The organism is Caviibacter abscessus (genome assembly GCF_001517835.1).
Lineage (GTDB): Bacteria > Fusobacteriota > Fusobacteriia > Fusobacteriales > Leptotrichiaceae > Caviibacter > Caviibacter abscessus.
This window is the reverse complement of the sequence record NZ_LOQG01000027.1, coordinates 107,698-122,537: the sequence shown is the minus strand read 5'-3', so window position 1 is coordinate 122,537 and position 14,840 is coordinate 107,698. Positions and strand designations below refer to the sequence as shown.

General features: G+C 28.1%; 16 protein-coding genes. All 16 read right to left on the bottom strand.

The window, feature by feature from the left end:
* A complete protein-coding gene (locus tag AWT63_RS03975) occupies positions 1-1,431 on the bottom strand; it encodes a glycoside hydrolase family 1 protein (RefSeq protein WP_068268526.1) in 1,431 nt (476 codons plus the stop codon).
* The gene (locus AWT63_RS03970; RefSeq protein ID WP_068268525.1) at positions 1,424-2,770 is read right to left on the bottom strand and encodes a PTS sugar transporter subunit IIC; all 1,347 of its coding nucleotides are present in this window, start codon (positions 2,768-2,770) and stop codon (positions 1,424-1,426) included. The genes AWT63_RS03975 and AWT63_RS03970 overlap by 8 nt, the downstream gene beginning before the upstream one ends.
* An 18-nt stretch (positions 2,771-2,788) precedes the next feature.
* Positions 2,789-3,094, bottom strand: a complete 306-nt coding sequence (locus AWT63_RS03965; protein WP_068268524.1) for a PTS sugar transporter subunit IIB — start codon at positions 3,092-3,094, stop codon at positions 2,789-2,791.
* A 63-nt stretch (positions 3,095-3,157) separates the two neighbouring features.
* The gene (locus AWT63_RS03960; protein ID WP_068268523.1) at positions 3,158-3,460 is read right to left on the bottom strand and encodes a hypothetical protein; all 303 of its coding nucleotides are present in this window, start codon (positions 3,458-3,460) and stop codon (positions 3,158-3,160) included.
* 28 nt (positions 3,461-3,488) lie between these two features.
* Positions 3,489-4,613, bottom strand: a complete 1,125-nt coding sequence (gene anmK / locus AWT63_RS03955; protein ID WP_068268522.1) for an anhydro-N-acetylmuramic acid kinase AnmK — start codon at positions 4,611-4,613, stop codon at positions 3,489-3,491.
* Positions 4,601-4,936 (bottom strand): PTS lactose/cellobiose transporter subunit IIA, encoded by a 336-nt coding sequence (locus AWT63_RS03950; RefSeq protein WP_068268521.1) that lies wholly within the window; start codon positions 4,934-4,936, stop codon positions 4,601-4,603. The genes anmK and AWT63_RS03950 overlap by 13 nt, the downstream gene beginning before the upstream one ends.
* Before the next feature lie 13 nt (positions 4,937-4,949).
* Positions 4,950-5,795, bottom strand: coding sequence for a MurR/RpiR family transcriptional regulator (locus AWT63_RS03945; protein WP_068268520.1), 846 nt, complete (start codon positions 5,793-5,795; stop codon positions 4,950-4,952).
* On the bottom strand, positions 5,773-6,684 hold the full coding sequence (murQ, locus tag AWT63_RS03940) for an N-acetylmuramic acid 6-phosphate etherase (protein ID WP_082680440.1): 912 nt from the start codon (positions 6,682-6,684) through the stop codon (positions 5,773-5,775). Before murQ ends, AWT63_RS03945 begins: the two co-directional genes overlap by 23 nt.
* A gap of 128 nt (positions 6,685-6,812) precedes the next feature.
* On the bottom strand, positions 6,813-7,442 hold the full coding sequence (locus AWT63_RS03935) for a V-type ATP synthase subunit D (protein WP_068268518.1): 630 nt from the start codon (positions 7,440-7,442) through the stop codon (positions 6,813-6,815).
* 3 nt (positions 7,443-7,445) lie between these two features.
* Entirely contained in the window at positions 7,446-8,822 is a 1,377-nt protein-coding gene (locus AWT63_RS03930; protein ID WP_068268517.1) for a V-type ATP synthase subunit B, read from the bottom strand.
* The gene (locus AWT63_RS03925; protein WP_156414502.1) at positions 8,819-10,579 is read right to left on the bottom strand and encodes a V-type ATP synthase subunit A; all 1,761 of its coding nucleotides are present in this window, start codon (positions 10,577-10,579) and stop codon (positions 8,819-8,821) included. The genes AWT63_RS03930 and AWT63_RS03925 overlap by 4 nt, the downstream gene beginning before the upstream one ends.
* A 10-nt stretch (positions 10,580-10,589) precedes the next feature.
* Complete coding sequence (locus AWT63_RS03920; RefSeq protein ID WP_068268516.1) at positions 10,590-10,919, bottom strand: V-type ATP synthase subunit F; 330 nt, start codon at positions 10,917-10,919, stop codon at positions 10,590-10,592.
* A complete protein-coding gene (locus AWT63_RS03915) occupies positions 10,912-11,832 on the bottom strand; it encodes a V-type ATPase subunit (RefSeq protein ID WP_068268515.1) in 921 nt (306 codons plus the stop codon). The genes AWT63_RS03920 and AWT63_RS03915 overlap by 8 nt, the downstream gene beginning before the upstream one ends.
* A gap of 12 nt (positions 11,833-11,844) precedes the next feature.
* Entirely contained in the window at positions 11,845-12,390 is a 546-nt protein-coding gene (locus AWT63_RS03910) for a V-type ATP synthase subunit E (RefSeq protein ID WP_068268514.1), read from the bottom strand.
* 9 nt (positions 12,391-12,399) lie between these two features.
* On the bottom strand, positions 12,400-12,888 hold the full coding sequence (locus tag AWT63_RS03905) for a V-type ATP synthase subunit K (protein WP_068268513.1): 489 nt from the start codon (positions 12,886-12,888) through the stop codon (positions 12,400-12,402).
* Between the two features lie 14 nt (positions 12,889-12,902).
* Positions 12,903-14,840 (bottom strand): V-type ATP synthase subunit I, encoded by a 1,938-nt coding sequence (locus tag AWT63_RS03900; RefSeq protein WP_068268512.1) that lies wholly within the window; start codon positions 14,838-14,840, stop codon positions 12,903-12,905.

The window sequence follows — 14,840 nt, the reverse complement described above, 5'->3', positions numbered from 1 at the left end:
TCAATCTCCTTTATTTTCTTTTAAAAAATTTTTATACCAATAAAAACTATCTTTTTTAATTCTTTTATAATCTCCATTACCTTTATTATCAGCATCTACGTATATAACACCATAACGTTTTTCCATTTCGCAGCTACCTGCACTTACGATATCTATAATACCCCACATAATATACGCTATAACATCAACACCATCTTTTACAGCTTCATTAATTTGTTCTATATGTTCTTTCAAATATTGTATTCTATAATAATCATGAACTTCATTACCAACAAGTTTATCATTATAACCTAAACCATTTTCACTTATAATAATAGGTTTTTGATATCTATCATAAACTTTATTTAAAGTGATTCTAAGACCTGTTGGATCTATTTGCCAGCCCCAATCTGTAGATTTTAAATATGGATTCTTAATCGTCGTAACTAAATTTCCCGCTGTTAATTCTTTTTCATCAGTACTTACAACATTTGATTGATAATATGAAAAAGAAACATAATCAGCTGTATTATTTTTTAATAACTCTATATCTGAGTCCGATATTTTTAAACTAATATTATTTTCTTTAAAAAACTTTTTAATATACGTTGGATAAATACCTCGAGCTAAAACATCTAAATAAAACCATTGATAATTTTGCTCATCTTTTATACATTTTAGATTATCTTCAGGTTTACAAGAATACGGATAGTAGCAAAAACAAGCTGCCATACAGACAAATTTACCATTAACCATTTTTCTTCCAAGCTCTATAACTTTTGCACTCGCCACAAATTGGTTGTGAAGAGATTGAAAAATATCATTTAAATTATATTCCTTATCATCTTCTTTAATTAAACCTATACCATTATATGGACTAAAATAGCCTGCATTAATCTCATTAAATGGTAAATAATAATCAATATAATCTCCCCATAATTCAAATATAGTTTTTGCATATTTTAAATACAAATCAATTGATATTCTGTTTTTAAAACCTCCATATTTTTCAATAAAATTTATAGGGTAACAAAAATGATTCATCGTTAAAAATAATTTGATTCCGGCATTATGAAAATATTTTATTATTTTATCATAATATTTTACACCTTCCATATTTACATTATCATCATCACCATTTGGAAATAATCTTGCCCAATTAATTGAAAATCTATATATATGTATACCCAATTCTTTTAAGTACATCAAATCTTCTTCAACAAATTCATAACCTTTTGAACCATTTCTAAAAGGATACAAACTTGTATCTAAAGATTTTTTAGCCTCATCAATCTTACTTTTTGCAAGTAATCTTGTAGATGTTGTAGCATTTGAATTTCTTTGTATGTATTTTCTTAAATCTTGTGTATCTAAACCTTTACCGCCTTTATCATACCCGCCCTCATATTGACTATTTGATGTGGCTCCACCATACAATATTTTTCTATTCATTATTTCCTTTCAATTCATCTTTTAACAATTTGTTATCATATATTTTAAAGAAAGGATAGTAGATAACTATGGATACAATAATTAATAATATATTTAATATTGCCGCTCTAATATCTCCACCTGTTGCTAAATATGCTCCTATAGGTCCAGGTAATGTCCAAGGTGCAGATGCAACTACTCTATTAACAAGATTTAAATTTGTTGCTATCCAAGCAATTGTAGCACAAATCATAGGAGTGAATATAAATGGGATTATAAATATAGGATTTAATACTATTGGAACACCAAAAATTATTGGTTCATTTATGTTAAATATAGAAGGAATAATAACAGTTTTTCCCAAAGCTTTACCGTAACTAGATCTTGAACGTAATAAAAGTAATATTGCTAAACCTATTGTACAACCTGAACCTCCAATTACTATAAACCATTGATAAAAAGGTTCAGCAGCTATATGAGGTATTGAAGTTCCTTGAGCATACGCAGCTGTATTTGCATCTAACAATGTTATCCATAAAGGTCTTGCAAGTGAACCAACGATTGACCAACCATGTATACCAAATGACCAGAAAAACATACCTAGCAAGCAAATAAATAGAACTGCTAAAAGTGAATCTGTTCCTGTAACAAGTGGAGCAACAAGTTTTCCTATTAAACCATGAACATCAATTTCAAGCCACATTGTCACTAAACTTACAAGTAATATTACAAGAGCTGTAGGAGTTAAAGCTTCAAAAGATCTTGCAACAGAAGCAGGAACTTCAGGAGGCATAGAAATTTTAAAGTTAGAAACTTGAGTAAATCTATATATTTCTACTCCTATAAAAGCTGATATTATACCTACAAATAATCCGGCAGCTCCTAATTGTCCCATGGGAAGTAGCCAACCTTTAGGTACACTTGAAATATATAAATTTAAATCTTGAGATTCTAAAGAAAGTGCTTTAACTGCATCATTTACCGCTGGTGATATTTTAGGAATAAGTGTTAGCATATATGCAAGTTCAGCAATAATCCCACCTGATAAACCATCTAATTTATATGATTTAGAAAGTGAATACCCTATTCCAAATACAGCATAAAGTGTCATTATAAACATTGACATACGATATGGAAGTAAAATTTTACCTGCATTAGCTTTTATAAACATAGTAATCTTCCAAGTAGATGGTAATTGATTAGGCATAAACGCTAAAACTAAAAACATAGAACTTACTATTATAATTGGTAAAGTAGAAATAATTCCATCACGTATAGCTCTTAAATGTCTTTGTTCCGCTAATTTTGCCATTGGAGTTGACAGTTTCTCGTCCATAAATTTTGAAATTTTATCAAACATTTTAGTTCCTTCTTTCTTTTATTTTATTAATGCTAAAACCTGATTTAATAATTTTAATCCTCCAAGTGGACTGTACGCCTGTGGCTCAATAAGTGCTATTGGCACATTTAAATCTTTTGCTATTTCTTGAAGATAATCATATCTATGACGAATTTGAGGAGCAACCATTGCTAAATCATAACCTTTTTTTAATTCTTCCTCAAATGCTTGTGTTCCTACAGCAACAACTTCAATATCATAACCTTTTTTTGTTGCTTCTGTTTTTAATGCATTGATAGCAATTGTGCTTGACATACCGGCTGAACAAACAAACAAAACTTTCATATTTTTTCCTTTCTATTTAATATATTATTTTTGTGTAATATGAGATAAATAACACAAATAAAATTAAAATACTAAGACTAACAAAAACAAAGAAAAAAGATTTTGTAAATCTTTTTTTGATTGTATAAAAAATTGTGAGTAAGTAAATGCAAAACTACTTAAAATACTACTTATAATAAGTGCTTTCCACTTTATCCCGCCAAACAAATACTCAAGATAAGGTTGTACTATAAATACTACTAAAGTTAGAACAATTATTATAAATATAAAACTTTTATAACCAAATGTCGGTATATTATAATCAGTTTCACCGAATGTAACCTTATATTCTTTTTTTTCTTCATTTTTAGTTTTCCATTTATACATATTATTCCTCCAAATACTTAAAAGGATTTTAACAAATAGTTCCTAATATTACTCTTTTTTTAGAACCTGTTGCACTTGGAACATTAGAAGGTCTATTATGTAAAGTTTCATTTCCTAGTATCACAAAGGCTATTGCTTCTTTTGCATCAGAGAAATATCCTAATTCTTCTTGTGTACAAACTTCACATTTACCTAAAAGTGTTTTTAACATATTCATTAAAGTATCATTAAATGCTCCACCTCCACTAATGATAACTTTATCAGGCATTTTAGTAAAAAATTTCATATAACTATCTCTAATACAAATTGCTGTAAATAAAGTAAATGTATGAATAATATCTTCAGACTTTTCATTTTTATATTTTTCTAGTAACAAGTCTACATATTGTTTTCCAAATTCTTCTCTATCTGTTGATTTTGGAGGTATTTTTTCCAAATATGGGTGTTTTAATAATTCATTTAATAATTTATCAATTAATTTTCCTTTTAAAGCTATTTCACCTTTATTGTCGTATTCCAAGTTATATAAAGATTTCATAGCTTCATTAATAATCATATTCCCTGGACCGTTATCAAAAGCAAAAATATCTTCAAGTGTGCCATTACTTTTTAAATATGTTACGTTAGATATTCCTCCTATATTTTGAAGTGCAATATTTTTAGTTTTAGATGAATATAATATGTAGTCTGCATAAGGTACAAGTGGTGCTCCTTGGCCTCCGGCTGCTATATCCATAACTCTAAAATTTGAAATAGTTTTTATTCCTGTATTATATGATATTATTGATGCTTGCCCAATTTGAAGTGTAGAACTATAAAAACCTTCTTTAGGATAAGGTAAATGATAAATAGTTTGGCCATGACTTGCAACAAATGCAATATCACTATACTTTAAATTATTCTTTTTTATAATTTTCTTTACTCCTTCAAGGTAAAAATACCCAAGTTCAAAATCTAAAGAACAAATCAATTTGTTATTTGACTTTTCTTCACTACAAGCATTTTTTATTTTATTTCTTAATTCATCTTTAATGTCTAAACATATAAAATCTATTAATTTAACTTTCGTATCAAGAAAACTTCCTTTTATATCACAAAGAGCAACATCTAAACCATCTAAGCTTGTTCCTGTCATTAAACCTATTGCATACATAGTCTTTTATCCAATTCATTAATTTTTTTATTCATATTAATAATAGTGTCTGCTAAACTTCTTACTTCAATAGCTGTCATTAAATGATCCTGTGCATGTACAAATAACACACTTACATTTATATTATTTCCCTTTGCCTCTTCTTGAATTAGATCAGTTTGTATATTATGGGCTTTTAATAAATAAGAATCAGCTTCTTTTAAAAGTTCTTGTGTTTTTTCATAATTTTTCTTAGAACTTTCATTCATTGCCTCGTATACTAAACCTTTTGCTACTCCAGCATTTGTAATTATCTCAAAAATAATTGTTTCCAATTCTTCCATATTATACCTCCTATTAAAATTTATTAATTTTTTCAATTTGAGTTTCCTTTATTTTTTTACTTACAAGTTCATAATTTGTATTTGAGTATTTCATATATATAACATCAATTAAATTAAGCATAGAAATTCTTGAATATATCGCAGCACTTCTTTTTAAGCTCTCCTTTGATGTTACATATAAATTATATTTACATCTTTTTGATACTTCATTATTATTATATTTTGTGATTGAAACTGTATCTATTCCTTTACTTAATAGTATTTCTGCTATTTCAACCATTTCTTTTGTCATTCCTGAATAAGAAATTATTATACCTAAATGGTTTTCATTACTGTTTTTGGCTTGTATATATTGCTGATCTGTTCCTTTAAATAAATTTGTAAGTTTTCCTACTCTCATAAATTTATATTGTGCATCTAAACAAACTATATGAGATGCTCCCATTCCATAAAAATCTATAATAGTTTTTTTATTTATCAAATTTACAACTTCATCAATTATTTCAGCATCTTGTAATAATTTTGTTTCTTTAAGAGAATCAATACTTAATTTGTTTAACTTTTCTATTATTATTTTCGTATCATTTGTTCTATCTATATCTGTTTTTTCAACATTAATATTTTTACTATTTAAATTTGCAATTTCTTCAATAAGTTTTATTTTAAGTTCAGAAAATCCACTAAGCCCTATCTTTTTACACATTCTTGTTACAGTTGATATACTGGTAAAAGTTTTTGATGAAATATCTGTTATTGAAATATTTTTTATATTTTTATAATTTTCCATTATATACTTAGCTACACATAATTCATTTTCAGTAAATTTTTTTGTTTCTCTAATTTTTATCAGTATACTCATGTATTAACCTCGCTACATTGTACTCATATTCTTTTAACTTATTTATTGAAACTTCTTTATCTGTATTTAAAAGTGTCATAACTATTGCTACTTTCACATCATTATCAGATTTCATTAAATTTTTTGAAGCCGTTTCATAATTACACTTAGTCGTATTCATAATTATACTTTTAGCTCTTTCTATAAGTTTCATATTTGACGTTTTTACATCAACCATATAACCTGAAAAAACTTTACCTTTTTTTATCATAATAGCTGTTGATATCATATTAAGTACCATTTTTTGTGCTGTTCCAGATTTCATTCTTGTAGAACCTGTAACTATTTCAGCACCCACTTCAATTTCAATAGGATATAAACTAATTTGTGAAATTTTTGAATTTTTAGAACAACTTATACTCCCTGTAATTGCTCCTATAGAGTTTGCATATTCAATAGCAGATATAACATATGGTGTTCTGCCTGATGCTGTTAAACCTATAACTACATCATTTTCTGTTAAATCAATAGTTTTTAAATCTTCTACACCTTGATTTTGATTATCTTCTGCATTTTCCTGTGCTAAAAACATAGCATTTTTTCCACCAGCAATTATTCCTTGAAATAAGGAAGGTTCAACACCATAAGTCGGTGGACACTCAGAAGCATCTAATACTCCTAATCTTCCAGATGTTCCAGATCCTATGTATATTATTCTAGTTTTTTCATTGTATCTTCTAAGAATTGCATCTACTAACTCTGCTATGCTTTTTAATTCCTTTTCAACGCAATATGCTACTTTTTTATCTTCCTCATTTATTCTTTTTACAATTTCAAAACTATTTTGAAGCTCTATATCTTTGCTATTTTTGTTATTTTTTTCAGTAGATAATTCATTTAAATTTATCACAATATCACTTCCTTTTAATATATTATATATCGTTTTTTAATATTTTCACCTTTTTTTGAAAATTATTTCCAAATTTTGAAAACAAAAAAAGCACATACCATAATTTTTGGTATATGCTTTATGTTTATTTAATTTATATTTGCTTTCATAAGTCTTATTGTACTTGCTCTATCATTTTCATCAAGCTTCATACGAATAAATTTAATAGTTTCTTCCAGTTGTGGTATGGTCATATACTCAAGAGCATTAACCCTTCTTCTGGTTTTTTCTATTTCATCAGCCATTAACTCACAAGATTTTTCAAGCTCTGAAAGTCTTATTAAATCAGGCATTATACTGTTTAATTCATAAACTGCATCATCTAGTTCAGCTGATGTCCCACCATATGAATATGGGTAAATGTCGCTAAGATTAGGATTACTTAAATCTTCATCTAATGTTAAAACAGGTATTCTAACACTCATAACATTTCTTTTTGATAAATCAATTTTAAAATTCATTTTAGGAACAAAAATTGATTCTTCATATGCTTCATTTGACATTATAGCCCTTGCAAGCAAGAAATTTTTAAGTGCATTCTCAACCTTTTTTTCTGTATTTTGTCTTGCTTTCTTATTCTTTTTAATCATATCAATAAAGATTCTCATAAGTTCATCTTGCTTATCTTTTAATAGTTTGTGACCTTTTTTAGCTGTTACTAATTTAATCTTAAGTTTGCTAAGTTCCATTCTGGTAGGATTAACATTTAGCTTAGCCATAAATTAATCCTCCTTATTAAGATATTTTTCAAGATATTTATCTCTAATTCTCTTAAGTTCTGTTCTAGGAAGTATTCTTAAAAGCTCCCAACCTAAATTTAGTGTATCTTGTATAGATCTATCCTTTGAAAATCCTTGACCAACATATTCTTCTTCAAATTTTTGTGCAAATTTAGCGAATAATTTATCTGTATCTGATAATGCAGATTCTCCTAATATTACCGCTAATTCTTTAGCTTCTTTACCTGTTGCATATGCTGAAAACAATTGGTTCATTGTATCTGCGTGGTCTTCTCTTGTTTTTTTATCCCCTATACCTTTATCTTTAAGTCTTGAAAGTGAAGGTAATACATCTATTGGAGGCATTATATTCTTTTTATATAATTCTCTACTTAAAATTATTTGCCCTTCTGTTATATACCCTGTCAAATCAGGAATTGGATGTGTTTTGTCATCTTCAGGCATTGTAAGTATAGGTATTTGTGTTATTGATCCAGGTTTACCTTTAATTTTACCTGCTCTTTCATATAAAGTTGAAAGGTCAGTATATAAATATCCAGGATATCCACGTCTTCCAGGAACTTCTTTTCTTGCAGCAGATATTTCTCTTAAAGCTTCACAATAATTTGTTAAGTCTGTTATTATTGTTAATACGTGCATTCCTTTTTCAAATGCTAAATATTCTGCACAAGTAAGTGCCATTCTTGGAGTTGCTATACGTTCTACAGCAGGGTCATTTGCAAGATTAATAAATAGAACAGCTCTATCTATTGAACCTGTCCTTTTAAAATCTTCAATGAAAAATTCAGCTTCTTCATAAGTTATACCTACAGCAGCAAATACAACCGCAAATTTTTCTCCACTTCCTAAAACTTTTGCTTGTCTTGCTATTTGTGCAGCAAGTTCAGCATGTGGTAATCCTGAACCAGAAAATATAGGAAGTTTTTGTCCTCTAACAAGTGTATTTAACCCATCTATTGCAGAAACTCCAGTTTGTATAAATTCTGATGGATAATCTCTTGATACAGGATTTAATGCCATTCCATTTATATCTAATCTTTTTTCAGCAATTATCTTAGGTCCATTATCCATTTCTTCACCAAGACCATTAAATACTCTACCTATCATATCTTCCGATACTTTAAGTGTCAACGGTTTTGCTAAAAATCTAACTTTTGAATTAGTCATATTAATTCCAGCAGCTGACTCAAATAATTGAACTATTGCTTTATCTCCATCAATTTCAAGTACTTTTCCAAGTCTTATTTCTCCTGTTTGTGTTTCAATTTCAACTAATTCTTCATATTTTACACCTTCTACACCTGTTACAGTCATTAAAGGACCTACTATTTCTTTAATTGTTTGATATTCTTTTATCATACAAGTTCCTCCTTAACTGCCTTAATTAATTCATTTATTTGTACAGGTATATCATTTGTAATATCTACTATTTGTGATATATCTTTTTCATCTATATATTTTGCTCTGGCAATTCTTTCTCTAATAGGTAAATTTAATAAATCTCCTAAGAAAACTCCTTCTTTAAGAGCTTTTACTGCTTCATTATAGAAAGATAATACCATAGTAAGCATTTTGTTTTGTTTATCAAGTGATGTAAATGTGTCTTGTTCATGGAACGCATTTTGTTGTAAGAAATCTTCTCTTATACTCTTAGCTGCTTCAAGTTTTAACTGATCTTCATAAGAAAGTGTATCTTTTCCTACAAGTCTTACTATTTCTTGAAGATTTGATTCTTCTTGAAGTAATCTCATTGCTTGAGTTCTTCTTGCCGAGAATGTATTTTCAACATTTTCATCCATCCATTCATCAACTTTTGTTTGATAAAGTGAATATGAATTTAACCAGTTAATAGCTGGGAAATGTCTTCTATATGCAAGAGAAGAATCAAGACCCCAGAATACTTTAACTATTCTAAGCGTTGCTTGTGAAACAGGTTCTGATATATCTCCACCCGGAGGAGAAACTGCACCTATAACTGTTAATGCTCCTACTCTATTATCGTCTCCAAAGCAAACAACCTTACCTGCTCTTTCATAAAATTCCGCTGCTCTTGATGATAAATAAGCAGGATATCCTTCATCTCCTGGCATTTCTTCAAGACGCCCTGACATTTCTCTTAATGCTTCAGCCCATCTTGATGTTGAATCTGCCATTATTGAAACTGAGTATCCCATATCTCTAAAATATTCTGCAATAGTTATACCTGTGTAAATTGAAGCTTCTCTGGCTGCAACCGGCATATTTGAAGTATTTGCAATTAATACTGTTCTTTTCATAAGAGATTGTCCTGTTTTAGGATCTATTATTTCTGGAAATTCCATTAAAACATCCGTCATTTCATTTCCACGTTCTCCACAACCAACATAAACAACTATTTGAGCATCTCCCCATTTAGCAAATTGATGTTGAACTACAGTTTTACCAGATCCGAAAGGTCCTGGAACACAAGCTGTTCCTCCTTTAGTTACAGGAAAGAATGTATCTATTACTCTTTGTCCTGTAATAAGTGGTTCATTAGGATTTATTTTTTCCTTATATTTTCTACCACGACGTACAGGCCATTTTTGTATCATATTAATTTGTATACCTGAAACTACAGCAACAGTTTCTTCTACTGTAAATTCACCTTCATTTATGCTTTCAATAGTTCCGCTGACTCCATATGGAACCATTATTTTATGTTCTATTAATGATGTTTCTTGAACTACTCCTAAAATGTCTCCAACACTTACATTATCCCCAACTTTTTTTCTAGGTTCAAACTTCCATTTTTTTTCTCTATTAAGAGCTTTTACTTCAACACCTTTTTCTAAAAAATCACCTATTTGTTGTCTTATCATATCTAGTGGTCTTTGTATACCGTCAAACATGTTTTCAAGTAATCCAGGTCCTAATTCAACAGATAGTGGTTCTCCAGTTGAAATAACAGGCTCTCCAGGTCCTATTCCAGAAGTTTCTTCATAAACTTGGATTGATGCCTTATCATCTCTCATTTCTATTATTTCACCTATAAGTTTCTTGTCTCCAACTTTTACAACGTCATAGACATTTGCTTCATCCATATTTTCAGCAACAACAAGTGGACCAGAAACTTTTATTATTCTACCAACTTTCAAGTTAATCCTCCTAAAATATATTTGTACCTATCGCTTTTTCAATATTTTCATCAATTTTGTTCATTCCAATATTAAGACTTCCTCTATTACTTGGTATTAAAGTAATCATAGGTAAGGTACTTGTTTTGAATCTATCAATTACATCTTTTGAAGCATTTGCATATTCTTCAGTTATGAATATGATACCATAATCTTTAGTAGCAAGATGCTCTATAACTTTTTTTACTTTTGATGATAACTCTTCTTCATTTTCACTAAATTCTATTGGATAAACATCAACACCCAATACTTTAAAAGGACTGATTAAATCTTTATCGCCAACTATTGCTAATTTATACATAAATTTCCCTCATCCTTTCTTTTATTATATTAGTGTTAATCTTATTAATTTTTCCTGTCATTATAAGGCGTATGGCTTTCATTTCATATTCTTTTGCTAGAATATAAGTTATAATAGGTTCAACTCCATAATTAACATCTTTATATTGCTTTATAAGACTTATTTGTAAGTTATCTAGTTCTTTTTCAATCACAGATATTTTACCTGTTTTTGCAAATTTTTCCCACATAGACTTATCATCAAACATTTTACGCAAGTCTTCCATATATGAATCTTTTTCATAAATATTAAGTAAAGCTTCATTATCAAATATACAGTAATTTGCATATTTAATACTTCTATTTTGATTTTTAAGTCTTAAAAATGTTAGTAGATTATATGAATCAATAAGTAAATTATAGTATTTAGAAAATATTTCTAATCCTGTTTTTTCACATTCTATTTTTAATTTTTCATAATACATTTTATCAATATATATAACCGCTTGTGAAATATCATTTGTTTTTTCAAGCATTTCATAAGCTTTTTTGTATTCATTTTCCAAATCTATGTTTGATAATTTTACAAAATACTGATCTACATTCTTATTTTTCATGCTTGCTTTAAGTCTTAACTTTAAATTTTGAAATTCATATTTTAATGCTAATATATCAACTATCTCTTGATGTTTTTTAGCAAGAGTTCTAGCAAATGAATATACTTTTTTTATCTCGTTTGATAAAATTTCTTCGTAATCTTCTTCTTTAACTACTCCAGCCATACTTTTACTATAGTCTGTTTCACTTAAAATTTTTAATATATCTAATGCTGTATTAGCATCTATCATACGCATAAGTTTAGCCGAATTTAATAATTTCTTTTCAGCAACCTTAACTAAAGCCGCAGCTTGGACATATTCCATTTTATCTATCATAAGCTACCCTCCTTAGTCAAATAAATACTGTTTTATTTTTGATATTATTTCATCTTTATTATAACTTATTAGGGCTTCTAAACTGTAATTTTCAAAAATACCGTTTTTTTCTATCATAAACCCTGTATTTATTTTATCGCTAAATTTAACGTTTTCTAACCCTAAATTCATATTTTCATATGCTTTAGGTAATATTATATTTTCATTCTCTGCTAATTGCCTATTATCTAATATTTTATGAATATATGATAAAATTTTATCAGAAGAAATATTTTTTATTTCCTCATTTAGTTTATCAAATATATTGCTTATTGCATTTTGTTTAGCATCTAAAATAATGTTTCTAGCTTTTAATTTAGTTGATGACTTTATTTTTTCTATGCCTGAATTTTCTTGTATTTCATATTCAACTTTTAATTTTTCAACTTCTTTTAATGCCTTATCTTCATATTGCTTTTTAGAATAACCAGCTTTTTCATTAGCTTCACTTAGAATGAATTTCGCTTTTTCATTAGCTTCTTCTACTATTTTAGCTACGATTCTTTCTAAATTTTCCATTCTTCCTCCTTAAAATGCAACAGCACCTAAAAGAATGAAAGAAATAACAAAGGCAAGTAGTGCATAAATTTCAACCATTACGGCATATATTATACCTTTTACTTGTTGACTTTCGTTTTTAATTAAGATAGTTATACTTGCTGTTGATACTTTTGCTTGTGATATAGCTGAATAAAGACCAACAAATGCTATAGGTAAACAAGCTGCTAATAAATATATACCTTGTTGAGTAGTCATCATAGTTGCTTCAGGGTTTAACGCTGTTACTTTACCAAGTGCAAGTAATCCTATTGCAAATCCATATAATCCTTGTGATCCAGGTAATAGTTGTAATATAAGTGATTTAGCAAATTTTTCAGGTTCATCTATAACAACAGCAGTTGCTGCTTCCCCAACCATTCCTACACCTTTAGCTGATCCAATTCCTGGTAAAATTACTGCTAACGCTATTCCTATTACAGCAAAAATTAATCCTGTGTTTTTAAACATTTCTAACATATCTTTATATCCTCCTAATTATTTTTCTCTTTTATATTTATATATTTTTCTTCAATTTTGAAGTCTTTAAATTCTTTTCCTCCGCCTTCATAGAATTTACCGAAAAATTCTACATATATTAATCTTGCAGAGTGTACATATGCTCCAAGTAAAGCAAGCAACATGTTAAACGTTTGACCTACTATAAATATTAAAATTGTAAAAATTATAGTAAGTAGTTTAAATCCTATCATAGTACAAATTTGATTTACTGATTGAGCTATAAATCCACCTGAAAGTCCAAGTGCCATAAGTCTTGCATATGATATGAAATCTCCTATATACCCTGATATTCCATATAATGCATATACTCCAAGTCCTATACGTCCTCCAGCATTTTTAACTTCTCTTCCACCAGTTAAAACTATACCTATCATAGATAATATCATTAAATACTTAGATATTGTTACAAAAGTTTCAGGTACGCCTAAACTGTTTCCACCTATCATAATTATGACAGTTGAAAGTAGTATATACCAGAATAATACATCATATACAGCATCTAAAATCTTACCATTTTTAATATATACATAAGCTTTAACACCTAAAGCTACAAATATATGAATAACACCTATAACTATCGACATTGCAAGTATTGTATTATAATCTTTTGCAGGGTCTATAATATGCGGCACATTTATAGGTAAACTGAAATATGAACCATAAATTGCTCCCCAAATCATAATTGAAAAACTTAAATAAAAGAAGAATTTAACATTTTTCTTTAATGATTCAGATAATTTACAAGTTGCTAAAACCAGTCCTGTAAGTATTGCCATTAATACTCCATACCCTACATCTGCAACCATCATTCCGAAAAACAACCAATAAAATGGTGCAACAACAGGTGTCGGGTCAATTTCGCTATAACGTGGCATTGAATATGTTTTAACAAGTCCTTCAAATGCATCTGAAAATCCGTTATTCTTAAACTTAATCGGCACATCTCCATCGTCATTTGCTGCCTCTTCAGTTTTTAAATAATAATAATTTGTACATACATTTTTTATAACTTTTTCAAATTCTTTCAGTTTAATGTCTGGAACATATCCTGTTATAACAGAAAGATTTTGAGTTTGACCAAAAGTTTCACTGACTGTTTCTTTTAATTTTTCGTTTTTAAAGTATTCATAGCATACTTCTAATGTTTCTATATCTTTTGCAAGTTCTGATAAAGTTACCTCAATTATTTCGTTTTGTGTTTTTGCATCTCTAATATCATCTTCATATTTATGTATATATTCTAAAGGCTTTTTATCAATACTTATATTTGATCTATTATATCCATATTTTCTTGCAATTTCTAAAATTTCTTTTTCCTGTTTTTCTAAAAACATCATTGCTAAAGTTTTTTCTTTATTTGTTTCATTTAATATTTCGATATATACATCATACTCTTTTAAATCATCAAGCATACTTTCGTAATTTTTTGTTGGTAAAGTTCCAATTGTAATAAATGCTTGTTTTAAACTTTTTACATTGCTTAAACTTATGTCCAATTTAGAGTATGGTTTATACTCTACTATTTTGTTTTTAGCATTTTCAATAGTCTTAATATTTGAATCATATTCAGTAAAACAATTATTTACTTTTTCTATTATTTCTTTATAATTACTATTTTTAGCAAATGTAAATAAATCTTCATAAGTAAATTCTTTATTTCCCTCTTTAAGACTTTGAATAGCACCTTTTGCTTTTGCATACTTTCTTAATTTTTTTATAGTTAAATCCAGTTTATAAATATTATCGTCAATATCTTCTTGGTTTTCTGATACAAAATTACTATAACCGTAGTCTTCAATTTTAGTTTGCCTAAAATCTACTTCCTTAAAATTTTGCATAGCACTTAGAATTTCTTTTTTATCATGACTAAATATTATTAAGCTGAATTTACTCATTCTTAATATTGCCAT

Coding starts and splice junctions, on each gene's coding strand:
- AWT63_RS03970 (WP_068268525.1), bottom strand. CDS start 2,770: ATGTTTGATAAAATTTCAAAATTTATGGACGAGAAACTGTCAACTCCA.
- AWT63_RS03930 (WP_068268517.1), bottom strand. CDS start 8,822: ATGATAAAAGAATATCAAACAATTAAAGAAATAGTAGGTCCTTTAATG.
- AWT63_RS03915 (WP_068268515.1), bottom strand. CDS start 11,832: ATGATAGATAAAATGGAATATGTCCAAGCTGCGGCTTTAGTTAAGGTT.
- anmK (WP_068268522.1), bottom strand. CDS start 4,613: ATGTATGCAATAGGTTTAATGACAGGAACAAGCTTAGATGGTTTAGAT.
- AWT63_RS03975 (WP_068268526.1), bottom strand. CDS start 1,431: ATGAATAGAAAAATATTGTATGGTGGAGCCACATCAAATAGTCAATAT.
- AWT63_RS03945 (WP_068268520.1), bottom strand. CDS start 5,795: ATGAGTATACTGATAAAAATTAGAGAAACAAAAAAATTTACTGAAAAT.
- AWT63_RS03905 (WP_068268513.1), bottom strand. CDS start 12,888: ATGTTAGAAATGTTTAAAAACACAGGATTAATTTTTGCTGTAATAGGA.
- AWT63_RS03960 (WP_068268523.1), bottom strand. CDS start 3,460: ATGTATAAATGGAAAACTAAAAATGAAGAAAAAAAAGAATATAAGGTT.
- AWT63_RS03900 (WP_068268512.1), bottom strand. CDS start 14,840: ATGGCAATATTAAGAATGAGTAAATTCAGCTTAATAATATTTAGTCAT.
- AWT63_RS03910 (WP_068268514.1), bottom strand. CDS start 12,390: ATGGAAAATTTAGAAAGAATCGTAGCTAAAATAGTAGAAGAAGCTAAT.
- AWT63_RS03950 (WP_068268521.1), bottom strand. CDS start 4,936: ATGGAAGAATTGGAAACAATTATTTTTGAGATAATTACAAATGCTGGA.
- AWT63_RS03935 (WP_068268518.1), bottom strand. CDS start 7,442: ATGGCTAAGCTAAATGTTAATCCTACCAGAATGGAACTTAGCAAACTT.
- AWT63_RS03920 (WP_068268516.1), bottom strand. CDS start 10,919: ATGTATAAATTAGCAATAGTTGGCGATAAAGATTTAATCAGTCCTTTT.
- AWT63_RS03965 (WP_068268524.1), bottom strand. CDS start 3,094: ATGAAAGTTTTGTTTGTTTGTTCAGCCGGTATGTCAAGCACAATTGCT.